Source organism: Streptomyces sp. NPDC041205, assembly GCF_055591765.1.
The window spans coordinates 374,601-398,796 of sequence record NZ_JBVIZH010000002.1; the positions used below are offsets into that span (position 1 = coordinate 374,601).

21 protein-coding genes are annotated in these 24,196 nt (G+C 72.7%); 6 read left to right on the forward strand and 15 right to left on the reverse strand.

Annotated features, from left to right (window positions below; genetic code table 11):
• Nucleotides 1–55: 55 nt before the first annotated feature.
• The 11 genes from ACZ6BG_RS08595 to ACZ6BG_RS08645 form a co-directional block, all read right to left on the reverse strand.
• Nucleotides 56–2,308 carry a HelD family protein gene (locus tag ACZ6BG_RS08595; RefSeq protein ID WP_468998700.1) on the reverse strand — a complete coding sequence of 751 codons (2,253 nt, stop codon included), beginning with the start codon at nt 2,306–2,308 and terminating at the stop codon, nt 56–58.
• Nucleotides 2,309–2,510: 202 nt separating this feature from the next.
• Complete coding sequence (locus ACZ6BG_RS08600) at nt 2,511–2,855, reverse strand: thioredoxin family protein (protein WP_468481156.1); 345 nt, start codon at nt 2,853–2,855, stop codon at nt 2,511–2,513.
• Nucleotides 2,852–3,292 carry a MerR family transcriptional regulator gene (locus ACZ6BG_RS08605; protein ID WP_468998702.1) on the reverse strand — a complete coding sequence of 147 codons (441 nt, stop codon included), beginning with the start codon at nt 3,290–3,292 and terminating at the stop codon, nt 2,852–2,854. Before ACZ6BG_RS08605 ends, ACZ6BG_RS08600 begins: the two co-directional genes overlap by 4 nt.
• A 65-nt stretch (nt 3,293–3,357) precedes the next feature.
• A complete protein-coding gene (locus ACZ6BG_RS08610; RefSeq protein ID WP_468998704.1) occupies nt 3,358–4,278 on the reverse strand; it encodes an NAD(P)-dependent oxidoreductase in 921 nt (306 codons plus the stop codon).
• Nucleotides 4,279–4,320: 42 nt separating this feature from the next.
• Nucleotides 4,321–5,262, reverse strand: coding sequence for a carbohydrate kinase family protein (locus tag ACZ6BG_RS08615; protein ID WP_469000147.1), 942 nt, complete (start codon nt 5,260–5,262; stop codon nt 4,321–4,323).
• Between the two features lie 91 nt (nt 5,263–5,353).
• Nucleotides 5,354–6,517, reverse strand: a complete 1,164-nt coding sequence (metK, locus tag ACZ6BG_RS08620; RefSeq protein ID WP_468998707.1) for a methionine adenosyltransferase — start codon at nt 6,515–6,517, stop codon at nt 5,354–5,356.
• 73 nt (nt 6,518–6,590) lie between these two features.
• Nucleotides 6,591–7,364 (reverse strand): CPBP family intramembrane glutamic endopeptidase, encoded by a 774-nt coding sequence (locus tag ACZ6BG_RS08625; RefSeq protein WP_468998708.1) that lies wholly within the window; start codon nt 7,362–7,364, stop codon nt 6,591–6,593.
• 5 nt (nt 7,365–7,369) lie between these two features.
• On the reverse strand, nt 7,370–9,943 hold the full coding sequence (locus tag ACZ6BG_RS08630) for an MMPL family transporter (protein ID WP_468998710.1): 2,574 nt from the start codon (nt 9,941–9,943) through the stop codon (nt 7,370–7,372).
• Entirely contained in the window at nt 9,940–10,872 is a 933-nt protein-coding gene (locus ACZ6BG_RS08635) for a class I SAM-dependent methyltransferase (RefSeq protein ID WP_468998711.1), read from the reverse strand. Before ACZ6BG_RS08635 ends, ACZ6BG_RS08630 begins: the two co-directional genes overlap by 4 nt.
• Nucleotides 10,873–11,185: 313 nt before the next feature.
• Nucleotides 11,186–11,827 (reverse strand): hypothetical protein, encoded by a 642-nt coding sequence (locus tag ACZ6BG_RS08640; RefSeq protein ID WP_468998713.1) that lies wholly within the window; start codon nt 11,825–11,827, stop codon nt 11,186–11,188.
• A gap of 209 nt (nt 11,828–12,036) precedes the next feature.
• Nucleotides 12,037–13,257, reverse strand: a complete 1,221-nt coding sequence (locus tag ACZ6BG_RS08645; RefSeq protein ID WP_468998715.1) for an aminotransferase class I/II-fold pyridoxal phosphate-dependent enzyme — start codon at nt 13,255–13,257, stop codon at nt 12,037–12,039.
• Nucleotides 13,258–13,918: 661 nt separating this feature from the next.
• Between ACZ6BG_RS08645 and ACZ6BG_RS08650 the strand changes: the two genes are divergently transcribed.
• The 3 genes from ACZ6BG_RS08650 to ACZ6BG_RS08660 are packed head-to-tail and all read left to right on the forward strand — an operon-like array spanning nt 13,919 to nt 15,251.
• Complete coding sequence (locus ACZ6BG_RS08650; RefSeq protein ID WP_468998717.1) at nt 13,919–14,449, forward strand: TetR/AcrR family transcriptional regulator; 531 nt, start codon at nt 13,919–13,921, stop codon at nt 14,447–14,449.
• Complete coding sequence (locus tag ACZ6BG_RS08655) at nt 14,449–14,775, forward strand: DMT family transporter (protein ID WP_385712346.1); 327 nt, start codon at nt 14,449–14,451, stop codon at nt 14,773–14,775. The genes ACZ6BG_RS08650 and ACZ6BG_RS08655 overlap by 1 nt, the downstream gene beginning before the upstream one ends.
• Entirely contained in the window at nt 14,775–15,251 is a 477-nt protein-coding gene (locus ACZ6BG_RS08660) for a DUF5360 family protein (protein WP_468998719.1), read from the forward strand. The genes ACZ6BG_RS08655 and ACZ6BG_RS08660 overlap by 1 nt, the downstream gene beginning before the upstream one ends.
• Nucleotides 15,252–15,308: 57 nt before the next feature.
• Here ACZ6BG_RS08660 and ACZ6BG_RS08665 read toward each other — a convergent pair whose 3' ends face one another.
• Nucleotides 15,309–16,967 (reverse strand): AAA family ATPase, encoded by a 1,659-nt coding sequence (locus ACZ6BG_RS08665; protein WP_468998721.1) that lies wholly within the window; start codon nt 16,965–16,967, stop codon nt 15,309–15,311.
• A 310-nt stretch (nt 16,968–17,277) separates the two neighbouring features.
• Between ACZ6BG_RS08665 and ACZ6BG_RS08670 the strand changes: the two genes are divergently transcribed.
• On the forward strand, nt 17,278–18,726 hold the full coding sequence (locus ACZ6BG_RS08670) for a glycoside hydrolase family 16 protein (RefSeq protein ID WP_468998725.1): 1,449 nt from the start codon (nt 17,278–17,280) through the stop codon (nt 18,724–18,726).
• A 62-nt stretch (nt 18,727–18,788) separates the two neighbouring features.
• Here ACZ6BG_RS08670 and ACZ6BG_RS08675 read toward each other — a convergent pair whose 3' ends face one another.
• Nucleotides 18,789–19,196, reverse strand: a complete 408-nt coding sequence (locus ACZ6BG_RS08675; protein ID WP_468998727.1) for a hypothetical protein — start codon at nt 19,194–19,196, stop codon at nt 18,789–18,791.
• Nucleotides 19,197–19,277: 81 nt separating this feature from the next.
• Nucleotides 19,278–20,504, reverse strand: a complete 1,227-nt coding sequence (locus ACZ6BG_RS08680; protein WP_468998729.1) for a serine hydrolase domain-containing protein — start codon at nt 20,502–20,504, stop codon at nt 19,278–19,280.
• A gap of 263 nt (nt 20,505–20,767) precedes the next feature.
• Between ACZ6BG_RS08680 and ACZ6BG_RS08685 the strand changes: the two genes are divergently transcribed.
• Complete coding sequence (locus ACZ6BG_RS08685) at nt 20,768–21,499, forward strand: GbsR/MarR family transcriptional regulator (protein WP_468998731.1); 732 nt, start codon at nt 20,768–20,770, stop codon at nt 21,497–21,499.
• A gap of 55 nt (nt 21,500–21,554) precedes the next feature.
• On the opposite strand, the gene ACZ6BG_RS08690 is transcribed toward ACZ6BG_RS08685, so the two are convergent.
• On the reverse strand, nt 21,555–23,243 hold the full coding sequence (locus tag ACZ6BG_RS08690) for an MFS transporter (protein WP_468998733.1): 1,689 nt from the start codon (nt 23,241–23,243) through the stop codon (nt 21,555–21,557).
• A 180-nt stretch (nt 23,244–23,423) separates the two neighbouring features.
• On the opposite strand from ACZ6BG_RS08690, the gene ACZ6BG_RS08695 reads away from it, so the two are divergent.
• A complete protein-coding gene (locus ACZ6BG_RS08695; protein WP_468998735.1) occupies nt 23,424–24,188 on the forward strand; it encodes a TetR/AcrR family transcriptional regulator in 765 nt (254 codons plus the stop codon).
• Nucleotides 24,189–24,196 lie beyond the last annotated feature (8 nt).

Consider the following 24,196-nt stretch of genomic DNA (forward strand, 5'->3'; position numbering starts at 1 on the left):
GGTCCGACAGCAACGGGTGGGCGGGTGGGAGAAACCCGCCGCGGTAGCGGCGGGACTAGAGCAGCGAGGCCAAGGAGTCCGGCAGCTCCCCCGACGTGAGGATCCCCAGCCGCTGCGTGGCCCGGGTGAGGGCAACGTACAGATCACTGGTCCCGTACAGAGCGGGCTCGACAACCAACACCGTGTCGAATTCGAGCCCCTTGGCCTGCCGAGGATCGATGAGGACGACACCCCGCGTCAGATCGACCTCGCCCCCGGGCGCGGGCACGTCCACCAGCTTGCCCGCGAGGGCACCGTGCAGCGCACGCGGAGCGATGACGGCGAGCCGCCCCACCCCCGAGGCCTCCTCGGCGACCGCGTCGGCGACCCCCGCGGCGAGATCGTCGACCCGCCGCGCCCAGGGCCGCACGCCAGTGCTCCGCACCGACGACGGCGGCTCGAACCCGGCCACCCCCGCGGCCCGCGGCACCTCCGCCGCGACGTCCATGATCTCGGCGGGCGTGCGGTAGTTGACGCCGAGGCGCGCGTACTCCCAGCGGTCCTCGACGTACGGCGCGAGGATCTCCCGCCAGGAGCCGACACCCCCGGCCTCGGCAGTCTGTGCCGGATCCCCGACGAGCGTCATCGACCGCGTCGGACTGCGCCGCATGAGCAGCCGCCAGGCCATCGCGGACAGCTCCTGCGCCTCGTCGACGATGATGTGCCCGAACGCCCAGGTCCGGTCGGCGGCGGCCCGCTCGGCGGCGCTGCGGTGGTCGGCCTCCTCCTGACGCTCGGCCATCCGCTCGGCGTCCATGATGTCGTGCGCGAGCAGCACCTCGGCGCCCTCGGGGTCGGTCTCCTCCTTGTCCTCGAACTCGTAGGTGCGGGAGGCGTACGACACGTCGAGCACCCCCTGCGCGTACGCGACCTCGCGCTGCCGCTTAGCCTCCGCTCGGGCCCGCTCGGCACTGTCGTCGACGCCGAGGAGCTCCGCGGCCTCGTCGAGGAGGGGTACGTCGGCGGACGTCCAGTCGGCGCCCGGCGCCCGCCGGACCGCGGCCGCGTCCTCGTCGGACAGGTGCACGGGCTCGGCGAGGAACTCGGCGACGAACCGCTGCGGCGTCAGCGTGGGCCACAGCTCCTCGACGGCGGCGTGCACCTCGGCGCTGACGGCGACGGCCTTGCCGAGCTGGGCGATGTCGTCGGGCCCGAGGAAGTTGGGCCCGCCGTACGGGTCGTGGCCGATGCGCTCGGCCAGCTGCCGGGTGAGCGCGTCGATGACGTGGAAGGCGAACGTGGGCCGGGCGAGGTTGTGCGGCAGGTCCGCCGCGCGCGCCGCGTCCCGCGCCTCGTAGGCGATCTCCCAGTCCAGGATCAGCTCGCCGTCGTCGTGCTCGATGACCAACGGCGCCCCGGGCTCCGGCAGTCGCTGCCGGTCCCGCAGTGCCCGCGCGAGCACGTCGGCCATCTCCACCCGGCCCTTGACCTCGGCGGCGGCGGGCGAGTCGGTGCCGGTCGCGGTCACCCCGGGGAACAGCTCGCCGAGCGTCGCGAGCAGCACCCCCGTCTCGCCGAGCGCGGGCAGCACCTCGCCGATGTAGCCGAGGAACGCCGGGTTGGGCCCGACGACCAGGACGGCCCGCTTGGCCAGCAGCTCCCGGTGCGCGTACAGGAGGAACGCCGCCCGGTGCAGCGCCACGACCGTCTTGCCGGTGCCGGGCCCGCCCTCGACGACGAGCACCCCCTGGTGCGGGGCACGGATCACGCGGTCCTGCTCGGCCTGGATGGTCTGCACGATGTCGTGCATGCGGCCGGTGCGCGCGGAGTCGAGCGCGGCGAGCAGCACCTCGTCGGCGTCGGCGGCCTCGTGCCCGGTGCGGGTGGTGTCGGCGAGGTCCAGGATCTCGTCGTGCAGGGCCGTGACCCGGCGGCCCTCGCTGGTGATGTGCCGGCGTCGCCGCAGGCCCATCGGAGTGTGTCCGGTGGCGAGATAGAAGGGCCGCGCCACCTCCGCCCGCCAGTCGATGACCAAAGGCGTGCGCTCGATGTCGGACGCGCGGATTCCGATGCGCCCGATGTGATGGTCACGGCCGTCCCTGAATTCAAGGCGCCCGAAGCAGAGACCGTTCTCGCCCGCGTCGAAGGCGGCGAGCAGACCGGACTGCTCGGCGACCATGACATCGCGCTCAAGACGTGCCTGTGACCCGTTGCCCACCTGCGCCAATGACGCCTGCACGGCGGACTCGGCCTCCTCGCGCAGCGCGTCGAGGCGCGCGTACAGCCCGGAGACGAATTGCTGCTCTTCCCGCAATTCCTCGCTTGACAATTCAGCCCCTCGCCAGTTACAGTGCTCTTATAAAGATTCCCGCGTCGCTCCCGCACGCAGCAATGCATGCAAATGAGCAGGGCTTCGCGAAAGAATCCAATATACGCAGAGAAAAGCCCCGGACGTCAATTCGTCCGGGGCTTTTCTTACGAACGGGACCGGCCACGACCGACCCGACCACGGGGGCAGGCCGACCCCAGGGCTAAAGCACCCCCGCACCCTCCAGGTCCGCGAGCAGCCGCCGCTTCGCCCGAGCGCCCACGCTCTGCCACACCGGCTCCCCGTCGCGGAACACCATCAGCGTCGGCGTCGACAGGACCCCGTACGCCATCGTCGTCTCCGGGTTGTGGTCCACATCGAGCTGCACCACCTTCAGGCGTTCCGCCTCGTCCCTGGCGATCTCGCCGAGGACCGGCGTGAGCTGCCGGCACGGCCCGCACCACTCCGCCGTGAACTGCACGAGCACCGGCCGGTCCCCGGAAAGAACCTCGAACCCGAAGTCCGCGTCCGTCGCCTCACCGACACCCTCGGCCTTCACCACGCTCATCCCGCCACACCCCTCACGTCGCCCAGTTCGCACCGCGGCTCCGGACCACCCGGAGCCGCCCCCGCGTCGGCGGCGAGCCCCGCCATCGCCTCCTCGGCGCGCGCCAACTGCGCGCCGACCTGCGCCCGCACGGCACTCAACTCGCCGATCAGCGCGTCGAGTTCACCGAGCTTGCGGCGGTAGACGGCGACGGACGCCGGGCACGAGTCCCCGGCCGGATGCCCCGAGCGCAGACACTCCACGAACGGGCGGGTCTCCTCCAGCTCGAACCCGAAGTCCTGCAGGGTCCTGATCTGTTCGAGAAGACGCACATCGTCCTCGCCGTACGCGCGATAGCCGTTGCCCTCGCGCCGCGCGGGCAGCAGCCCGCGCGACTCGTAGTAACGCAGCGTCCGCGTGGTCGTCCCCACCCGGTCCGCGAGCTCGCCGATTCGCATGCCCCCGACGGTAATCCTTGACGTCGGGGTCAAGGCCAGCGCCCGGGCACCGGAGCCGGGGGAGGTCACGCGCGGGGGTGGCGGATCCCCTCGACCGTCGCCGTCCAGCTGTCGGCGCCGTGGCCGAGGTCCACCGCCCGCTTGGCCACGTCCCGCACCCCGCGCAGCACGGACACGTCCAGGCCGCGGCGCTCCGCGGCGTGCAGGATGTGCTCAACGCCCTCCAGCTCCATGGCGAGGTTCCCCTCCTCGCCCGGGTACACGCCCCGGTCCACGTCCTTGGCCGTCTCACCGATCAGCATCGCGAGGAGCGAGAAGTGGGACCGCAGGAACGGGGCGATCGACGAGGCCGGGACGCCGTCCTTGGCGGCGAGCGCGTACCCGTGCACCAGACCGGCCATCGACGTCCAGAAGAAGTCGAGCATCGACAGGTCGTACACGGCGGCGAGGCCGTGGTCCGCGCCGACGTACGCGGCCTGGCCGCCGAGGGACTTCAGGAGCGCCTCGTGCTTCTTGTACGCGGCCTCGTCACCGGAATAGAAGAGCAGCGCCTCCGGGGTGCCGACCATCACGGTCGGGATCATGACCGCGCCGTCCAGATAGGCGATGCCGTGCTCGGCCGCCCACTCGGCCGCCGCGCGGGCGCGCTCCGGGGAGTCCGAGGTGACGTTCACGAGGACGCGCCCGGAGAGGTCGGCGGCGAGCGGCTCCAGGATGGCCTGGGAGGCGTCGTAGTCGACGACGCACACGACGACGACCTCGCCCGCGCGCACCGCCTCCGCGGCGCTCTCGGCGCGGGTGGCGCCCTGGGCGACCAGGTCCTCGCCCTTGCCCGCCGAACGGTTCCACACGGTCGTCGGGTGACCGGCCTTGAGGAAGGCCCCCGCGAGGGCCTGCCCCATGGCGCCGAGGCCGAGGACGGTGACGGGCGTGGCGGTGGGGTCGGCGGAGTTCGTGGAGTTCGGGGAGTTCGTTTCGTCGGGCATGCCTCCATCCTTGATTCGCGCGATCCGACCCACAAGTACCTACTATTTGGTCAGGTACTCACCAAAAGGTAAGTAAGCCGTCTCGCGCACCCGCGAGGGCTCGTACTCCTGCGTGCCCACCGACTCCAGCGCCAGCGCGGCAAGCGCGCACCCCAGGCGCGCCGACCGGTCGGCCGGCCAGCCCCGCGCGACCCCCGCGAGATAACCGGCGCGGAAGGCGTCACCCGCGCCCGTCGGGTCGGCGATCCGGCGTGCGGGCACCGCGGCGAGGCGCAGCGGCGTCCGGCCCGCGCGGGCGATGGTCACACCGTCCGCCCCGAGCGTGGTGATCCAGGAGCCGACGCGGGTGAGGACCTCGTCCTCACTCCAGCCTGTGCGCTTGCACAGCAGCCCCGCCTCGTAGGCGTTGGTGAACAACAGGCTCGCCCCGAAGACGAGTTGGCGGGTCTGGGTCTCGTCGAGCCGGGCGAGCTGCTGGGCCGGGTCGGCCGCGAACGGGATGCCGAGGGCCCGGCAGGTCGCCGTGTGGCGCAGCATCGCCGCCGGGTCGTCCGCGCCGATGTGCACCAGGAGCAGGCCGCCGGGGCGCGGGACGAGGGCGGCGAGGTCGATGGCGCGGGCCTCGGCCATCGCACCGGCGTAGAAGGTGGCGATCTGGTTCTGGTCGCGGTCGGTGGTGCAGACGAAGCGCGCGGTGTGCCGCTCGGCGCTGACGCGCACGCCGGAGGTGTCGACCCCGGCGGCGCGCAGCCGGGCGGCGTACTCGGCGAAGTCCCGCCCGGCCGCGCCCACGAGCAGCGGCCTGAGGCCGAGTCCCGCGAGCCCGAAGGCGATGTTGGCGGCCACGCCCCCGTGCCGTACCTCCAGGTCGTCGGCCAGGAAGGACAGCGAGACGCGGTCGAGCCGGTCGGCGACGATCTGCTCGGCGAACCGGCCCGGGTAGGTGAGGAGGTGGTCGGTGGCGATGGATCCGGTGACGGCGATCCGCGCGCCGGGGCCCGTCGGGGTCACCGCTCCCAGGGGCGTGCCGGGCAGCGCGTCGCCCGCCGGCTCCCGTGTCGGGGCGGACACCGGCTCAGCCCCCGGCCGCCGTGCGCAGGGCGTCCGCGCGGTCGGTGCGTTCCCAGGTGAAGTCGGGCAGTTCGCGCCCGAAGTGCCCGTACGCCGAGGTCTGCGCGTAGATCGGGCGCAGCAGGTCGAGGTCGCGGACGAGGGCGGCCGGACGCAGGTCGAAGACGTCGGCGATGGCCTGCTCGATGCGGGCCTGGGACACCGTCGCGGTGCCGAAGGTCTCCACGAACAGGCCGACCGGCTCCGCGCGGCCGATGGCGTACGCGACCTGCGCCTCGCAGCGCCGCGCGAGCCCCGCGGCGACGACGTTCTTGGCGACCCAGCGCATCGCGTACGCCGCCGAACGGTCCACCTTGGAGGGGTCTTTGCCGGAGAACGCGCCGCCGCCGTGGCGGGCCATCCCGCCGTACGTGTCGATGATGATCTTCCGGCCGGTCAGGCCCGCGTCGCCCATCGGCCCGCCGATCTCGAACCGGCCCGTCGGGTTCACCAGGAGCCGGTAGCCCTCGGCCCCCAACTCGGTTCCCTCGTCGCGCAGTTCCTCCAGGACGTGGTCCACGACGAACTTGCGTATGTCGGGCAGGAGCAGCGCGTCCAGGTCGATGTGGGCGGCGTGCTGGGAGGAGACGACGACGGTGTCCAGGCGCACCGGGCGGCTGCCCTCGTACTCGATGGTGACCTGGGTCTTGCCGTCCGGGCGCAGATACGGCACGGAGCCGTTCTTGCGGACCTCGGTGAGGCGGCGGGCGAGCCGGTGCGCGAGCTGGATCGGCAGCGGCATGTACGTCGCCGTCTCGTCGGTGGCGTACCCGAACATCATGCCCTGGTCGCCCGCGCCGCCGGTGTCCACGCCCTGGGCGATGTCGGGCGACTGGGCGCCGATGGACAGCGAGACCCCGCAGGACGTGCCGTCGAAGCCCTTGGCGGAGGAGTCGTAGCCGATGTCGACGACGGCGTCGCGGACGAGCTGGGCCATGGGGACGTACGCGGTGGTGGTGACCTCGCCCGCGAGGTGCACCAGGCCGGTGGTGACCAGGGTCTCCACGGCCACGCGTGCGGTGGGATCAGCGCGCAGCAGGGCGTCGAGGACCGTATCGCTGATCCGGTCGGCGATCTTGTCGGGGTGGCCCTCGGTGACGGACTCGGAGGTGAACAGGCGTCGCGGCATGAACTTCCCTTTCGTACAGAGGTGTTGGTGTTGTCGGAACCATGGGTCGGGGGCGGCGGTCACAGCCGGGCCGTCACAGCCAGGCGGCCGCCGCCCCGAGGAGCAGCAGGTTGCAGACGCCCTGCGCGGCGGCGCAGGCGAGCGCGGAGCCGGTGACGGCCCTGAGGACGCCGAGGGCGAGGCCCATCAGGAACACCGAGGGCAACAGCCCGCAGAGCACCTTCAGGTTGAAGGGGTTGAGGCCGTAGTCGCCGACGTGGACCGCCGCCCACCCGGCGGCCGTGGTCACGACGGCCGCGTAGCCGCCCCAGCGCACCTCCACGGCCCGGTACAGGACGCCCCGGTAGCAGACCTCCTCGACCAGCGGCACGAGCACGCCGAGGGCGAGCACCATCGCGACGACGTCCGCCCAGGGCGCGCCCGGCACCATGCCCTCGAAGAGCTTGGGCATCCACGTGGTCCAGTTGTCGTCGCCGTCGCCGAAGGCGTCCCGGGTGGCGAGGAACGTCTGGCCGTAGACGACGGCGACGAGGGCGGTGCCGAGGGCGGCGGGCGCGAGGGCGAACCGGCGCACCCCGGCGGCGGCCCAGTCCGTGCGCGGCAGGACCAGGAGCACGGCCGCGCTCAGCGCCACGGACAGGACCATCACCACGAAGGTGAAGGCCCCGGCGACGCGCACCGCCGCGAGCACCGCGAACAGCGCGGCGGCCGAGGTCACCGGGTACGCGGCGTGGTGCAGCCGCAGCCGGTCGAGCCTGCCGGGCCGGGGCGCGCCCGGCCCGGACGCCCCTGGTCCGGGGGTGCCGGATCCCGGGGTGCCGGGCTCGTCGTGGATCTCCAGCGTCATCCGTGTCACCCCGCCGTCGCCTTGTCGAGGCGGCGCCTGCGCACGCCGAGGCCGGGCAGCCACCAGTTGTACTTGCGCAGGAGCAGCAGGGTGGCCGGGACGAAGAGCATGCGGATGACGGTCGCGTCGAGCAGGACGGCGAGGCCGAGCCCGGCACCGTACTCCTGGAGCATCAGCGTGGACGACAGGGCCATCGTGCCGAGGCTGCCCGCCATCACGAGACCCGCCGCGTTGATGACGCGCCCGGTGTCGACGACCGCCCGCATCGTGGCCTCCTCCTGCGACAGACCGCTGCGCAGCAGGTCACGGACGCGGGTGACGAGGAAGATCTCGTAGTCCATGCCGAGCCCCATCATCAGGACGGTGAGGAAGATCGGCAGATCGTCGATGATCGCCTCGCCGCGCCAGTGGTGGAAGATCAGCACGGTGAGCCCGACGGCCCAGACGTTGCTGAGCATGATGGTGGCGATCAGGCGCAGCGGTACGAGCAGCGAGCGCAGCGTGAACATCAGCATCACGAAGACGCCGACGCTGACGAGCGCGACCATCTGCCAGAAGCTGGAGCTGAGCGCGGACCCGTACTGCCGGTCGACCTGGGTGGTGCCGCCGACCTCCAACTCCCCCACGCCGCCGCCCGCTTCGGCGGTGACGCGTTCGACGCGGTCGACGGTGGCGGCGGCCGCCTCGGCGTACGGGTCGCCGTCGAGGGCGATCACGAAGCGCAGCGTGCCGTCGCGGGAGACGTAGTCGTCGAGGAGGGGGCGGCCCGCCTCCGCGAGCTGCCGGTCGGACCAGCGGGTGCCGAAGGGGTGGGTCGCCGAGTCCACGGAGGCGACGCCGGGGACGGCGCCCAGGCGGTCGGTGAGCCTCGCCACCGCCGCCCGCCCCTCGGGCGTGAGGCGCCCGTCGCGGACGACGCCGGACTCGGCGCGGCCCACGGCGATCGTCGGCATGACGGCCGCGTCGCCCCACTCCCGCGCGACGGTCTCGAAGCCGTCGCGGGAGTCGGTGGCCGGGCTGAGCGCGACCGGGTCGGACGTGGAGCGGTTCCCGGCGACGAGCAGCGCGAAGGGGATGGTCGCGGCGAGGAACGCCACCACGATCCACACCTTGCGGCGGCGCGCGAACTCCGCCGTGCGGCGCAGGTGCCTGCCCATCGCCCCCCGGTGTTCCAGGTCGGACAGCGGGTCGCGGCCGACCGCGAAGAACCGGTCGCCGAGCAGCACCAGCAGGCAGGGCGTGAGGGTGAGGGCGGCGGCGAGCACGATGGGGATGCCGATGAGGCCGCCGTAGCCGAGCGGCGGGATCCAGTCCACCGGCGAGAGCAGGGTCGCGCCGAAGGCGAGGGCCACCGCGACGGCGGCGAGGAGCATGCTCTCGCCCGCGTGCACGGTGGCGTGCACGGCCGCTTCGCGCGGCGGGCGTCCCGCGAGGCGTTCCTGCCGGTAGCGCGACGAAAGCAGCATGCTGTAGTCGACGCCCGCGCCCAGCATCACGAACGTCATGATGGTGACGGTGAACTGAGTGAGTGTCACCTGCTCGCCGAGCAGCCGAAGGCCCGCCTGGCTGACGTTCATGGACAGGCCGATGACGGCGAGGGTGAGGATCGCGGGCACCAGGGCGCGGAAGAACACCAGCAGGATGACGAAGATGATGACGTACGCCACCGACTCCATCAGGGAGTTGTCGGCCTCCGCCTGCTCGTACGTGTCGTGGATGAGGGCGAGTTCCCCGGTGACGTGCACCTCGGCGGCCTTGCCGAGACCGCTGTCGGCGAGCAGGTCGCGGGCGGTGTCGCGCAGCCACTCCACGTCCGGGTCGGCGCCCGCCTTGTCCGTGTAACTCACGGACGCGAGCGCGGACTTGCCGTCCTCGGAGATGAGCCGCGCGACCGCGTCGCCCGGCACCGGCAGCGGATAGTCGCGCCAGTCGGTGGCCGCCGCGAACTTCCCCGCGATGCGGGGCACGGCGGCCTTGCCGGGCGCCTCGGCGGCCTCGCGGGCGGGCCCGGCGAGCGCGGCCGGGACCCGGCCACGGCCCGTCTCGCGGTCCACGTACGCGCGCCGCCCCTTCGGGTCGTCCGCCGCCGCGCGGGCGCCGTCGCGCACCTGGGTGAGGAACGCGGCGGTCGCGTCGCGGTACAGGGTGTACGCGGACGACGTGCGCTCGACCTCGCCGGTGCCGCGCAGCTTCGCGATCCTGCCGTCCAACTGCGCCAACAGGGACCGCACTTCACCGCCGCGCACGTCGGGCGCCTCGACGACGACGGTCACCTCCCGCTCGGAGCGGTGCGGGAAGGCCTTCTTCGTCAGCTCGTCGGCGCGGGCGCTGCTGGTGCCGGGGACGACCTTGGACGCGCCCTGGTCGGTGAGCACGTCGTCGAGCCCGAGGGCGTACGGCGTGCACACCGCGATGAGCACCGCCCACACCGCGATCACGGTCTTGGGCCGGGCGGCCAGTCTCCCGGCGAAGCGGTGCAGGGCCCGCTGTACGGCGCCGCGCGCCGGGCCCGGCCGGGTCCGGTCGCCGTCCGGCGGCGTCGGCGCGGGCGGTCCCGCGGCCCTGGTCGGGTTCGTCATGCGACGCCGGCCTCCTCGCCGGTGCGGGCCCCGTGCCGGGCGCGGGGGGCCACGGGCTTGGCGCCGGTGACCACGACGAAGGTGTGCTGGATCTCCAGCGTGCCCTTGCGGGCGAGGAGTTCGGCGAGCGCCGCCTCGACGCGGTCGAGGACGAGCTGCTGGCGTTCGTTGTCCACGGCGGTCTTGAAGCCCGCGGCGGCGCCGGAGCGCTGCACCCATTCAAGGACGGCCGCCGGGGTGTGCGCCGGGATGATCTGGGCGCCGTCGCGCTGGCCGGTGACGGTCAGGCCCGCCTTGCCGAACCAGCCGGCCACCGCCGCCGCGTTCTTCGGCAGCGACACCCGGATGAGGCTGGTGAGCAGCGAGGGGTCGTCGGCGAAGACCTTCTCCAGGCCCTCGGTGAGCGCCTGGTGGGCGTCGGCCCGGGTCTCGATGACCATGACCCGGCCGCCCGGCCTGAGCACCCGCCCGATCTCCGCGAGCAGCCGCGTCGGCTTCGTGTAGCAGATGGCCCAGCCCACCACGACCAGGTCGGCGCTGCGGTCGGGCTGCGCCCGGATGAACGCGTCCATGTCGTCCACGAACAGCCGGACGTCCAGGCCCGGCCTGCCCTCGGTGAGCCCGTCCACCTTCCGCCGGGCGACCTCCAGCATCCCCGGCGACTTGTCGATGGCCCGCACGGAGCCCCGCCCGTCCAGCCTCCGGATGATCTCAGCGGTCAAGTGCCCCGTGCCACAGGCCAGTTCGACGACCCGGTCCCCGGGCGCGATGGGCACCTCGTCCAGGGCGGCGGTGGAGTGCCCGCCCATGACGGGACTGAAGAACGTGTCGTAGTCGGAACTGGCCGCGTCGTAGTCCGCGGTCGGATCGGCATGCGCCCGGTTCAACGCGAGACGCAGGGCACGGGCGGCTAGACGTATGCGGGACATGTGCGGCTCCCTGGGTGAGGTTCGGTGGGTGGTCGGTGGGCGGTGTTCGGGGCGGCAGCGGGTCGGTGGCCGCCCTCGCGGTGGGCCGTACGTCGACGGGGTCGGCGTCCGTTTCTTCGGTGGGGCGTACGTCGACGGGTCGGGGCCCGTCGTCGCGGTGGCCCGTGGGCCGGTGGCTGTGCGTCAGCGGGTCGGGTCTGCGCGGGGGCCGCGTGTCAGCGGTCGGTCTCCACGCGGGGCCGTGCTTCAGCGGGTCGGTCTCGGCGTGGAGGCCTCGCTGCAGCGGGTCGGCCTCCGCGCGAGGGCCACCGCATCAGTGGACCGATCTCGGTGCGGGGGCCGCGCGGGCGAGGTGCAGGAGTCCGGCCGCGCAGGCGAAGGTGCCCGCCGCGCCCTGCGCCTGCGGCAGCCACCAGGCGGCGGTGAGGGCGCCTGCGGCGAGGGTCACGACGACCAGGGCGGCGTACCGGGACACCGACGCGGCCCCGCCGACGCCGGACACCCCCGCCGCCCCCGACACGCCCACGAACCCCACCCCGGCCCCGCACACGCACAGCGCCACCACCGCCGCCGCGGCCGCGCCCCCGCCGCCCGCGCACAGCAGCGCCGTGCCGAGGACGAGGAGCGCGGCGGCGACTACGGGGCGGAGGTCGCCGCCGCGCGGCCGGAGGGTGCCGGGGCGGGCGGGGGCGCCACGGTGGGCGGAGGCACCAACTTGGGTGGAGACGTCGGGCCGGGCGGAGCCACCACCTCGGGCGAGGACCCCGGTGCCACCCCGCCGAGCGAGCACCCCGGAGCCGCCCCGGGCAGCGAAGGCCCCGGTGCCACCCCGCCGAGCAAGCACCCCTCGGTGGGCCACCACCGCACCCGCTGCCAGCGCAAGCCCCCAGCCCAGCAGGGACAGCCTCGGCACGCCGGAGCCGCCCGCCGGGTCGAAGCAGGCCGCGGCGGACACCCCGGCCACGCTCGCCGCGGCGACCAGGGCGAGGCCGGGGCCGGAGGAGTCGGCGCCCTCCGGCCCAGCGGCCCCCGGCCCAGCAACCCCCGGCCCAGCGACCCCGGGCCCAACGACCCCGGACCCAGTGGCCCCGGACCCAGTGGCCCCCGGCCCGCCTCGGTCGGGCCCCCGCGCCGCGCCCGCGCGCCCCTCTTCGGCCGGGGAGTTCACGCCACGCTCACCGACGAGGCGACCCGTTCCCCGGCGCGCCGCAACTCCGGCTCGGCGCCGAGGACTTCGACGACGCGGTCGAGCTGGGCGAGGGTGTGGGTGGCCATGTAGCTGGTCCGCAGCCGGGGCGTGGCGGCGGGCGGGAGGACCGGGTTGACGTAGACGCCCGCGCGGACCAGGCGTTCCCAGATGGCGAGGGTCCCGGCGGCGTCGGGCACCGGCACGGGGATGATCGGCGTGGTGCTGTCGCCGGTGCCGACCCCGGCGGCGGTGAGCCCGCGCCGGACGTGGTCGGCCTTGGCCCGGACGTCGGTGGTGAGGTGCGGCTCGGCGCGCAGTATCCGCAGCGCGGTGAGCGCGGCGGCGGTGCTCGTGGGCGTCATGGAGGCGCTGAACATCAGGCTGCGGGCCTTGTGCTTCAGGTAGTGGATGGCCTCCTCGCTGCCGACGACGGCGCCGCCGAGGGAGGCGAGGGCCTTGCTGAAGGTGACGGTGATCAGGTCGACCTGGTCGGTGAGGTCGAAGTGGGCGGCGGTGCCGCGGCCGCCCGCGAGGACGCCGAGGCCGTGCGCGTCGTCGACCAGCAGCCGGGCGCCGTACTGGGCGCAGACCGCGGTGATGGCGGGCAGGTCGCAGATGTCTCCTTCCATGGAGTAGACGCCGTCGACGATGACGAGCCGGGCGGCGGTGTCGGGCAGTTGCTCCAGGGTGCGCCGCAGGCCTTCGGCGTCGTTGTGCGGAAACCTGCGCACCTTGGCGCCGCTGAGCCGGCAGCCGTCGACGAGGGAGGCGTGGGCGTCCCGGTCGACGACGGCGTAGTCGCGCGGGGTGAGCAGTCCGGCGAGGGCGCCGAGGTTGGCCTGGTAGCCGGTGGACAGGACCAGGGCGGCGGGCTTGCCGAGGAAGTCGGCGAGTTCGGCCTCCAGCTCCTCGTGCAGATCGGTGTTGCCGTTGAGGAAGCGCGATCCGGTGCTCGAACTGCCGTACTGGTCGAGAGCGGCGCGGGCGGCGGCGTGGACACGCGGGTCGGCGGTGAGACCCAGATAGTTGTTCGAGCCGCACATGATCAGTTCCCGTCCGCTCCTGCGGACGGTCGCTCCCTCCTGTCCGGCGAGCGGCAGGAAGTAGGGGTAGAGACCGGCCTTCATCAGGTCGGACGCCGCGGTATAACTCGCGCAGCGGGAGAATAGGTCGGGCGGTTCCGATGCATTGAACATTTATTTCCCTCTGTGAATTCAGGCGCGTCCCCGAAAGCAAAGCGGCACGGCGTAACCGCACCGGATTCAGGGATGCGCGCAGGACTTTGCATGCCACCGGATTCCCCTGGGCACGGGCAGACACAGGCGCCGCCGGCGGGAACATCCGAAGCATGGGAGCGAACCGGTGCACGGTCCGCCGCTGCCGCAGCGGACTCGAAAGGTCGCCTTTGACCTGGGCAGATACCGGCCCCGGCGGGCAGCGTGAGGCCCGCGGGCAACGGGCGTCAGGGCCCGTCCACCGGCTGACACAGAGAGTTAATACGCAGATGACTCGAACATGCAGCCCCCGATTGATGATCAATTCTGGCCGGGATTCGTCGACCGAATCAGCCAGGCAGCGACTTTAGACAACCTTCGACGAAAGCGTCAACCAATCTTTTGACCAACCCCGTGCGGTGAAATGCAGAATTAACCGTTCCGCTTCCACGACACCCCCCGCGGAATCTCCTCGCACCTCGCTCTTGGCCCATGCTAGCCTGCATTCGACCGTCCAGACGGTCGGAAACTCGGAACATGACCACGGAAAACAAGATCTAAAAGAAGATCGGCGATCTCTTTCCAGTGGTCCGCGAGTGATCAGAGAAGAAGAACGACCGACGACCGAAAGACGGTGTGAGGCGTGCGCAACCGGCTCCTGAACGCGGCGGAGAGACTCCTGGTCAAGCAGGGTGTGGACGCCATCCGCCTGGACGCGGTGGCGGCGGAGGCAGGCGTGAGCAAGGGCGGCCTGCTCTACCACTTCCCGACCAGACTGGCCCTCGTACAGGGCGTGGTGGAGCGGCTCGCGGACCGCTTCGAAGAAGTGCTGCCGGGCCCGGACGCGCCACCGGGCGCGTTCGCGCGCGCCTGGCTCGACGCCTCGATCCCGGCAGAGGCGCCCGAGGGCGAGACCACCGCGTCCGACTCGGTCCCGGTCGCCCTCCTCGCGGCGGCCAACGGCCCGGAGGTGCTCGACATCCTCCAGGAGCGGTATCGAACATGGCAGCTGCGCCTGGAGCAGGACGGCCTGCCCCCGGGCGTCGCCACGCTCGTCCGCATGGCCGTCGACGGCTGGTGGACCGCCCGCCTCCTCGGCCTCGCCGACCCCAAGGGCGAGGACCACCGCCGACTGCGGCGGCTTCTCACCGACTTGACCGAGGAGGTCGGGTGATGGGCATCCTCCTGGTCGCGGGCGCCATCGTCTCCGAGATCGCCGCCACTCTCTCCCTGCGCGCCTCGCACGGCCTCACCCGCCTCTGCCCGAGCATCCTCGTGGTCCTCGGCTACGGCGCCGCGTTCGTGTTCCTCGCCCAGGCACTCAAGACCCTCGACGTCGGCCCCGTGTACGCGGTCTGGTCCGGCCTCGGCACCATCGGCGCGCTGGTCGGCGGTGTGCTCCTGTTCGACGAGAGCGTCCGCCTCGCCACGGTCGCGGGCGCCCTGCTCATCGCGCTCGGCGTGGCGGTCATGTATGTGGGCGGAGGCCTGGAGCACTGATGGTCCAGGCACCCCCGCGGCCCCGCACCGACCGCCCTGCAAGCCCTGGCTTCACCGCCGTCAAGGTCGCCATGCTGGTCACCGATGTCGGCTTCCTCGTGTACTGGAGCGCCGCGCTGCTCGGCCTGATCCCCGCCGAGTACGCGTACAAGGACTACGACGACCCGGTGATGAGCGACTGGAACTACTCGTTCCTGCCGCTGGACGTCGCCGCGAGCGCCACCGGACTCGCGTCCCTGCACCTGTGCCGCCGCGCGCGCCGGGGCGGCCCTCCGCAGCGGATCGCCTGGCGCCCCCTGATGCTCGTCTCCCTCACCCTCACCAGCACGGCCGGGCTCCAGGCCGTGGTGTTCTGGGCGCTGCGCGGCGACTGGTCCCCGACGTGGTGGATCCCGAACCTGGCGCTGCTCCTGTTCCCCGTCCCGGCGATCGCGCGGCTGCTGCGGCACGAGGACCCGGGGGCGCCGACTCGGTGACCGAAGATCCCGCCGACAGCCGTCAGCGCATCGCGCGGCCGTCACCGCGGCGGGCCGTCACGGAGAGCGCCGCGGCAGGGGACGGTACGAAGCCGCCGTGAAGAACCCGCCGCCGTTCTCCCCCAGGCGTCCGGGCCCCGGGCGGCGGGGACGCGGACGGCCACCAGAGCCGCCACCTCCGTCACCGCCCCCGTCGTCGTCATCGTCATCGTCATCGTCATCATCGTCGAAGGCGAACTCGTCCTCCGGGTCGTCGGGGTCCTCGTCCGCCGACACCCCGAGCAGCCGACGCGTCAACTGGTCCTGGTCGGACAGGAGTTCACCGACGGCCGCGCGGACGTCCTCGGCGCCGGTGTCGGCGTCCCGCTCGGCGGCGATGAGCACCGCCCGCCGCACCAGCTCCTTCGCGAACGACGCCGTCGTGCCCTCCGTGCGCTCGACGGCCTCAGTGAGGACCTCCTCGTCGAGGCCGAGCGTGCCGCCGTACAGGTCGAGCAGGCGGCGCCGTCCCGGCGGGTCGGGCAGCGGGATCTCGACGGCGAGGTCGACGCGGCCGGGGCGCTGGGCGAGGGCGGGCTCCAGGAGGTCGGCGCGGTTGGTGGTGAGCAGGAACGCCACGTCGGCGTCGTCACCGAGGCCGTCCATCTCGTTCAACACCTGGAAGAGCAGGGGCTGTTCGCCGCCACCGAAGTCGCGCGACTCGGCGATGAGGTCGCAGTCCTCCAGGACGACGAGGGCGGGCTGGAGCATCCGGGCGAGGGCGCAGGCCGGGCCGATGGCGCCGATGGTGGTGCCGGAGAGCAGGACGACGGTGAAGTCCGGCAGGCCGGAGAGGAGGTAGCGGATCGTGTGCGTCTTGCCGGTGCCGGGCGGACCGTACAGGAGCAGGCCGCGGCGCAGGTGCTGGCCCGCTGCGCGCAGCCGCTCGCGCTGCCGGGCGACGCCCACGACCTGCCGCTCCACCCGGTCCAGCAGCCCGTCGGGAAGCACGATGTCGTCGCGGGTCAGGCCCGGGCGGCGGTGGAAGCGGAACGGGCCGAGGCCCTCGCCGAAGGCGTCACCCTGGAAGGACAGGACCTGGCCGCGGAAGATGTTGTGCTCGGTCAGGTACGCGTCGACGCGGGCGAGCAGCCGCCGGGCGGTGTCGCGGGACGCGGCGAGCACCTCCAGCTGGACCTTCTCACGGCCGTAGTCCTCGTTCGGGCCGCGCAGCAGGGCGACGCAGCGCTCCTCGCCGCCGTCGGGGGTGCGCTCCGTGCCGAGGTAGAACCCGAAGGACACGCAGGCGAGTTCGTCGTCGGGCGAGATCGGCAGGTGGGTGTAGTCGACGGCGCCGACCACGAACCTGTCGTGGCGGTCGGCGGATTCGATGATCTCCGAGAGCGAGTAGTGGTTGCGGTGGTCGGAGCCCGTCATGCCGAGCAGTTCGTACGAGCGCGACTCGGCCGTGAACCAACGCTCCAGGGCGAGGTGGACGTTCGGATGGTCGTACGCCGCGTAGGTGGCCTTGACCACGGGGGCCTCGCCGGGCTCGATGCCGAGGTGGTCGCGCAGGCGCGCGGTGAGGTCCCGGTCCGTACCGTCGGCCCTCGCCGGGCGCGCCACGGCCTCCAGGAACTCCTCGAACAGCTGGCTCACGCGCTCGAACCCGACGCTCCCGTCGCCGGACGGGCCCTCCGCCTCGATCTCCGTCACGCCGTCTTCCCCCTGGTCCATGTCGTCCACTCCTTGTGAGGCCGCGTCCGGCTGCCGCTGGTCAGGCGGCACGCCAGTGATGGCTTCTCAGCCTGCGGGGCGGCCGGGGCGGGACGCAACCGGATTGCGGGCGGACCGGACCCGGTCGGCCCTGTCGGCGACTCCCGACGGCGAACTCCCCACCCTCTTCGAGAAGTTGACGGCGTACGGCCATTGACGGCACCGCCGCCCACAACTACAAAACCCTGAGAGCGCTCTCAGCGAACAGCGTCACCGTGCCATCCGCCCCACGTCCCCGCCACTTCCTCCCCCAGCCTCACGGAGGTGCCCCATGGGCACGAGCCGCACGAGCCGCCTCTTCCGTACGAGACGCACCACCCCCCTCCTCGCCGGGCTCGCAGCCGCGGGCCTGTGCGCCGCGCTCCTGAGCCCCGCCGAGGCACGGGGCGACGTCCCCCCGGCCCCCGGCTGGACCCTTCAGTGGAGCGACGACTTCAACGGCCCCGCCCGCTCGCTGCCCTCCGCCGCGAACTGGCAGATCGACACCGGCCACAACTACCCCGGAGGCCCCGCGGACTGGGGCACGGGCGAGATCCAGAACTACACCTCGTCCCCCGACAACCTGGGCCTGGACGGCAACGGCAATCTGCGCATCACCCCGCTGCGGGACGGATCGGGCAACTGGACCTCGGCCCGGATCGAGACCAGACGCGCCGACTTCAAGGCCCCGGCCGGCGGCACCCTCGCCATCGAGGGCCGCATCCAGATGCCGAACGTCACCGGCGAGCAGGCTCTCGGCTACTGGCCCGCGTTCTGGGCACTGGGCGCGCCCTACCGGGGCAACTACTGGAACTGGCCGGGCATCGGCGAGTTCGACGTGATGGAGAACGTCAACGGCATCAACTCGGTCTGGGGCGTGCTGCATTGCGGGGTGAACCCCGGCGGCCCCTGCAACGAGACGAACGGCATCGGCGCGAGCCGCGCCTGCCCGGGAGCCTCGTGCCAGTCGGCCTTCCACACGTACCGCTTCGAGTGGGACCGGTCGGCGAGCCCGAACGTCCTGCGCTGGTACGTCGACGGGCAGCTGTACCACAGCGTCGACGAGAACCGGGTGGGTGCCGAGGCGTGGAACAACATGACGAGCCACGCGGGCTACTTCATCCTCCTGAACGTGGCGATGGGCGGCGCGTTCCCCGACGGCGTCGCGGGCCGGGCGACCCCGGTGGCGGCCACCGTGCCGGGCCGTGCGATGGCCGTGGACTATGTGGCGGTGTGGACGCGCGGCGGCGGGGGCGGCGACCCCGGCACGCCCGCCACCCTGCATCTGCGCCCGGGCGGCACCCTCGGCCAGTCGACGGGGGCCGCGGCGGCCACCACCCTCGCCTCGGCGGGCGGCGCCAACCACGACGGCACCCCGCACAGCCCGCAGACGTTCACGGCCACCGGCGTGAACGGCACCTACGGCGGCGGGGCAACGGAGTTCGACCTGCTCGTCGACGCGGGCTCGGCGGTCGCCAACGGCCAGCAGGTGCGGGTGAGTTACGACCGGACGGGCGACGGCTCCTGGGAACGCACCGAGACGTATCAGTACTTCGCCACCGATCCGGTACCGGGATATGAGCACTACACCCGGTCCAAGGGGCTCAAATCAACCACCGGCGCACACGGCACGATGACGAACGGCACGGTGCGCGTCGAGGTGTGGAACGCGATCGGCAACGCCGCGAGCACGGTCGGGACCGGCAACCAGTCGTTCGTACGGATCCCGTACGCGTCCTAGCCGGGAAAGCCGTGGGGGCCGGGCCCGTACGGGCCCGGCCCCCTCCGTCACCCCGCCTGCCGTCAGGCGGCGTCGAGGGCTTCGGTGATCTTGCGCTCCATGTCGACCAGGACCGGGCTCGGCTGGCCCTTGGCGGCCCGGGCGGCGGTCTCGACGGCCACGAGGACGGCGGTGCGGAAGTTGCCGGCCTCGGTCTGGTCCTGCTTCTTGAGCAGGGCCATGGCCGCCGTCAGGTCCGGCAGCACGCGGTCGGCCAGATCGGCCACGGACTTGCCGCTGAGGTCGCTCTCCTTCGGGTACTCGGCGAGGACGTGCCCGACCAGGCCGGTCGCGGAGGTCAGGGCGATGGAGCCCTCGGTGGCGATCTTGCCGGGCTTCCCGGCGGCGTCGGCGGCGGCCATCAGCGCGACGGCGCCGTACGCGGCGGTGCGGAGGGTGGACTTGTCCTGGTCGGTGAGGTTGACGGACATGGTGGTGTGCTCCTTCGAGTCGGTACGAGAGTGTGTCGAGAGTCGGTACGAGAGTGTCGAGTCGGTGCGGGCGGGTCGGGTTCAGTCCTCGATCGCCTGGTAGAGCGTGGTCCAGAAGTCGTGGATGAGCCGCGCCGGGTGCGGCGTGGTCAGGCCGACCTGGGTCAGCAGGACCCCGGTGAGGCCCGTGTGCGGGTCGGCGTACGCCGAGGTGCCGGTGCCGCCGTCCCAGCCGAACTGGCCGACGGGCGCGTAGTCGCCGCGGTAGGTGCGCACCGCCATGCCGAAGCCCCAACCGCCCTGCTGCCCCTGCCCGAACGACACCTGGACGCTGTCGCGGGCCAGGGTGGTGCGGGCCCTCTCCTGCTCGGGGGTGAGGCAGTTGGTGGTCATCAGCTCGACGGCGGGCCGGGACAGGATCCGTTCGGTGCCGTGCGTGCCGCCGTTGAGCAGCATCCGGAAGAACGCGTGGTAGTCGTCGGCGGTGGAGACGAGGCCGCCGCCGCCCGCCTGGAACGGCGGGGCTGAGCTGTACTGCCCGCCGACGGCCTCGTCCCAGACGTTGAACGTGCCGGACTCCGGGTCGGGGGCGTAGCTGGGCGGCAGCCGGTCCATCTTGTCGGCGGGGACGTGGAAGCCGGTGTCCTTCATGCCCAGCGGGTCGAGGACGCGTTCGCGCAGGAAGGTCTCGAACGGCTGCCCCGTGACCCGCGCGACGAGCACGCCGAGCACGTCGTGGCTGAGGTGGTACTGCCAGTGCTCTCCGGGCTGCCGCATCAGGGGCAGTTCACCGAGGGCGCGCATCCACGCGTCGGGGCCGGGCAGCGGTGTCGCGCCCTGGCTGAAGACGCCGCTCCCGAACACCGCGTTCATGATCGGGGTGCCGAGCGCCGTCAGGTCGATGCCCAGCCCGAACGTGGAGGTGACCAGGTCCCGCACGGTGATCGCCCGGCGCGCGGGCTCGGTGTCGTCCAGCGGGCCGTCGATCCGCTTCAGGACCCGGCGGTCGGCGAGTTCGGGCAGCCACTCGTCGACCGGGTCGTCGAGGCGCAGCCGGCACTCGTCGAGCAGGACCATGACCGGCGCCATCGTGACCGGCTTGGACGTGGACGCCATCCGGAAGATCGTGTCCCGGGCCATCGGCGCGCCGCCCTCGTGCCGCATCGTGCCGACCGCCTCGACGTGCGTCTCGTCCCCCCGGCCGACCAGGGCGACGAGCCCGGGGATCCTGCCGGACTCGACGTGCCCTGCCAGCACCTCACGAAGCCGGTTCAGCCCTGCCTCGGAGAAGCCGTTGCCCTTGCCCATCACGAACCCCCTGCGTACCGTCTCCTGCGTTCAGCAATCACTGAACGAGCACGAAGGTACATTGCATTCACCGATCCGTCAAAGGTTAATGAAGACCAATCTCCCCCTTCACGTCGGGAAGCGCAGATTGCCATTGCAATGAGTCTGGAACTGAACGCAAGGGGGCGGCTCATGCGCGATTGCAATGGACTGTGAATGAACGCATACTTCGCAGATGCGGGCACCGAGCCCCGCGCGGGGCGACAGACGAAAGAGGAACACCCATGCCCGGAGGCAGACTCACCAATGAGGACCGCCGACTCATCGCCGCGGGACTGGCGGAGGGGCTCGGATACACGGAGATCGGCCGCCGGCTTGAGCGGCCCGCCTCGACGATCATGCGGGAGGTCACCCGCAACGGCGGCCCCGAGGGCTACGGGGCGGACCGGGCGCAGGAGGCCACCCGGCACCGCGCGCGCCGCCAGAAGCAGGACGCGCCGCCGGCGCCGCCGCTGCCCGACAGCAGCCACGGGCGCGACCCGCAGGCGGTCCAGGACTTCACGGAGTCCTTCACCGAACTCCTCTTACAGCAGGGCCTGCCCCGGATGATGTCCAGGGTCCTCGCCTGCCTGCTCGTCGCCGACTCCGGCGCCCTCACCGCCGCCGAACTGGTCCAACGGCTGGGCGTCAGCCCGGCGTCCGTCTCGCACGCGGTCACCTTCCTCGAAGAGCAAGGGATGATCACGCGGGACCGGGCCCCCGGCGCGCGTCGCGAACGCTATGTCGTCGACGACGAGATCTGGCTCCGGTCCACGCTCGCGGCGTTCCAGATGAACGACGTGCTCGCGGCCGCGTCGCAGCGCGGCGCCGAGGTGCTCGGCGCCGCGACCCCGGCCGGGGCCCGCTTCGGTTCCTCCGCCGAGTTCCTCCTGCTCGTGAACGAGGCGCTGCGCCAGGCCATGGACCAGTGGCGACAGAACCAGGCCGCGGCCCGGTCCGACGCGCCACGCGACTGAGGCCCGTCCGACGGGTCCGCGACACCGCGCGGACCCGTCGGGCAGGCCCCCGCCCCTACGCCACCGGCTCCTCGACCGTCTCCCGGACCTCCTCGGGGGCCGCCTCGGCGGGCTGTCGCTTCTCCTGGCCCTTCCTCGGCAGCAGGAAGGCCACGATCACCGTCCCGGCGCCCAGGACCACCGCCCCGATCAGGCTCGTGTGCGCCACCGCGTCCGAGAACGCCGAGCCCACCGCGTGCTTCATCTGCTCGGCGCCCTGGGCGAGTTCGCCCGCCTGAGCCTTCAGTTCGGCGGCCTTCTGGGGCGTGGTGCCGGGCGCCCCGGCCTGCTCGGCGAGCTTGCGGGCCTGGCCGCCGATGGCCTGGGCGACGCCGCCGCCCGCGCCCACGGAGTCCTGCGCCTGGTCCAGGGCGGACGCCGGCAGCTTGCTGCCCTTGGTCTCGTCGGCGAGGCCGTCGGCGTAGGAACTGGCGAGCACGGAGCCGAGGACGGCGATGCCGAGGGAGCCGCCGAGTTCGAGGGAGGTGTCGTTGACGGCGCCGCCGACGCCGAGTTCGGACTCCGGGAAGGCGCCCATGATGGCGTCCGTGCACGGCGAGACGGCGAAGCCGAGGGACACGCCGAGGATGATCAGGGAGGGCACGAAGTCGCCGTACGAGGAGCCCGCGTCGGTGGCCGTGAGCAGGGCGAGGGCCGTGGTGCCGCCGACCATGCCCGCCGTCACCATGACCTTCGCGCCGAGGCGCGGGGTGAGGACGCCGGTGAGCGCCGAGCCGACGAACACCGCTCCGGCCAGCGGCAACATGCGGACGCCGGTCTCCAGCGGGTCGTACTGGAGGACGAACTGGAGGTGCTGGGTGAGGTAGTAGAAGGCGCCGAAGACGGCCACGAAGAACAGGGCGACGGCGAGGTTGGCGCCGGAGAAGCCGCGCTCGGCGAACTTCCGTACGTCCAGGACGGGCCGCGGGTGCCGCAGCTCCCAGCCGACGAACAGGGCGAGGCCCACGGCGGCGATCACGGCGGCCGTCACCGCGCTCGCGCCCCAGCCGAAGCCCGGACCCTCGATGATCATGTAGATGAGCGCGCCGATCCAGACGACGGACAGCAGCCCGCCGACGTAGTCGATGCGGCCGGTGGTCACGGCCTTCGACGGCGGTACGAGGACGAAGGCGCCGACGACCGCGACCGCCGCGACCGGGATGTCGATCAGGAACGTCGAGGCCCAGCCGTAGTGCTCCAGGAGCGCGCCCGCGATCAGCGGTCCGGCGGCGATCGCGATGCCGGAGGTGGCCGCCCACAGCGTGATCGCCTTGGCCCGCTCCTCGCGCGGGAACGTCGCGGCGAGCAGGGAGAGCGTCGCGGGCATGATCATGGCCGCGCCCACGCCCATCACCGCGCGGGCGACGATCACGGCGGTCGAACTGTCCGCGAGCGCCCCGGCCCCGGCTCCCGCGCTCAGGACCACGAGCCCGAGGACGAGGGCGCCGCGACGGCTGTACTTGTCGCCGATCGCGCCGAGCAGCAGCATCAGGGCGGCGTACGGGACGGTGTACGCGTCGATGACCCACTGCAGGTCGGAGCTGGACAGGTCGAGGTCGCGGGTCATGTCCGGGGCCGCGACCGTGAGCGCGGTGTTCGCCATGACGGCGATCAGCAGGCTCAGGCACAGCACCAGCAGGGCCCACCAGCGGCGGGCGTAGGGCCGGTCCATCCGCTCGACCGGCTCCTTGATCAGCAAAGGCATCGGGTCCACCCCTCGCAACGTTCCACCATCGCCCGCAGGGCGCGTACGGCAGACATCGAATCCCGCACAGCACAGATCTTGCACAGTGCTGTGCAATTGCACGTCCCTGTGCAATGTACGCGACGGACGGTCATGTTGCACATCGGTGTGCAAGTGCGTGCTGGGCGGCAGAATGAGCCCATGAGCCGTACGCAGCCGACGCCGCCCGTGCCCTCCGCAGGTCCCTCGGCGGGGGCTGCCGCCACGTCCTCCGCGGGGGCTGACACCGCACCGGCCACCGCACCGGCCGCCGCGCCCGTCGCCGTGTCCCCCGCGCAGGCCCGCGCCGACGCCAACCGTCGCCGCATCCTCGACGTCGCCTTCACCGAGCTGACCCGGGACCCGGACGCGTCCATGGACCAGATCGCCCGCGCCGCCGGAGTCGTACGCCGCACCGTGTACGGCCACTTCCCGAGCCGCGACGCCCTCGTCACCGCGATCCTCGACGAGGCCGTCGAGGCGGTCAGCGCCGCGCACGCCGCCGGGTACGAGGGCGTCGACGACCCGCCGCGCGCCGTCGCCGGCGCGATGCTCGCCGTCTGGGACGTCACCGACCGCTACCGCCTGCTGATCTCCCTCGCGCAGCGCGCCATCGCCATGGAGGGCATCCGCGAACGCCTCGCCCCCGTCCACGAGCGCGGCACCGCGATGCTCCAACGGGGCCTGGACGAGGGCCGGTTCGTCTCCCCGATGCCCGCGAACGCCCTCGCCTACGTCGTCGAGAACATCATGTTCGCCCTGATGGAGACCGTGAACGACGGCCTCATGGCGGCGGAGGAGGCCGGGCGGGCGGCGGCGGTCACGTTCCTGTGCGCGGCGGGGTTGCCTCCGGCGGAGGCGCAGGCGCTTGTGGCCGAGGTGGCCTCCGAGGCGGCGTCGGGGCGGGTGCCGGAGCGGGGCGCCTGACTTCCCCA

Bases quoted from the DNA above. Each gene is read 5' to 3' on its own strand.
- ACZ6BG_RS08600 (WP_468481156.1), bottom strand. From the start codon at position 2,855: ATGAGCGTGGTGAAGGCCGAGGGTGTCGGTGAGGCGACGGACGCGGAC.
- ACZ6BG_RS08605 (WP_468998702.1), bottom strand. From the start codon at position 3,292: ATGCGAATCGGCGAGCTCGCGGACCGGGTGGGGACGACCACGCGGACG.
- ACZ6BG_RS08610 (WP_468998704.1), bottom strand. From the start codon at position 4,278: ATGCCCGACGAAACGAACTCCCCGAACTCCACGAACTCCGCCGACCCC.
- metK (WP_468998707.1), bottom strand. From the start codon at position 6,517: ATGCCGCGACGCCTGTTCACCTCCGAGTCCGTCACCGAGGGCCACCCC.
- ACZ6BG_RS08625 (WP_468998708.1), bottom strand. From the start codon at position 7,364: ATGACGCTGGAGATCCACGACGAGCCCGGCACCCCGGGATCCGGCACC.
- ACZ6BG_RS08630 (WP_468998710.1), bottom strand. From the start codon at position 9,943: ATGACGAACCCGACCAGGGCCGCGGGACCGCCCGCGCCGACGCCGCCG.
- ACZ6BG_RS08635 (WP_468998711.1), bottom strand. From the start codon at position 10,872: ATGTCCCGCATACGTCTAGCCGCCCGTGCCCTGCGTCTCGCGTTGAAC.
- ACZ6BG_RS08645 (WP_468998715.1), bottom strand. From the start codon at position 13,257: ATGTTCAATGCATCGGAACCGCCCGACCTATTCTCCCGCTGCGCGAGT.
- ACZ6BG_RS08655 (WP_385712346.1), top strand. From the start codon at position 14,449: ATGGGCATCCTCCTGGTCGCGGGCGCCATCGTCTCCGAGATCGCCGCC.
- ACZ6BG_RS08660 (WP_468998719.1), top strand. From the start codon at position 14,775: ATGGTCCAGGCACCCCCGCGGCCCCGCACCGACCGCCCTGCAAGCCCT.
- ACZ6BG_RS08665 (WP_468998721.1), bottom strand. From the start codon at position 16,967: ATGGACCAGGGGGAAGACGGCGTGACGGAGATCGAGGCGGAGGGCCCG.
- ACZ6BG_RS08670 (WP_468998725.1), top strand. From the start codon at position 17,278: ATGGGCACGAGCCGCACGAGCCGCCTCTTCCGTACGAGACGCACCACC.
- ACZ6BG_RS08675 (WP_468998727.1), bottom strand. From the start codon at position 19,196: ATGTCCGTCAACCTCACCGACCAGGACAAGTCCACCCTCCGCACCGCC.
- ACZ6BG_RS08680 (WP_468998729.1), bottom strand. From the start codon at position 20,504: ATGGGCAAGGGCAACGGCTTCTCCGAGGCAGGGCTGAACCGGCTTCGT.
- ACZ6BG_RS08685 (WP_468998731.1), top strand. From the start codon at position 20,768: ATGCCCGGAGGCAGACTCACCAATGAGGACCGCCGACTCATCGCCGCG.
- ACZ6BG_RS08690 (WP_468998733.1), bottom strand. From the start codon at position 23,243: ATGCCTTTGCTGATCAAGGAGCCGGTCGAGCGGATGGACCGGCCCTAC.
- ACZ6BG_RS08695 (WP_468998735.1), top strand. From the start codon at position 23,424: ATGAGCCGTACGCAGCCGACGCCGCCCGTGCCCTCCGCAGGTCCCTCG.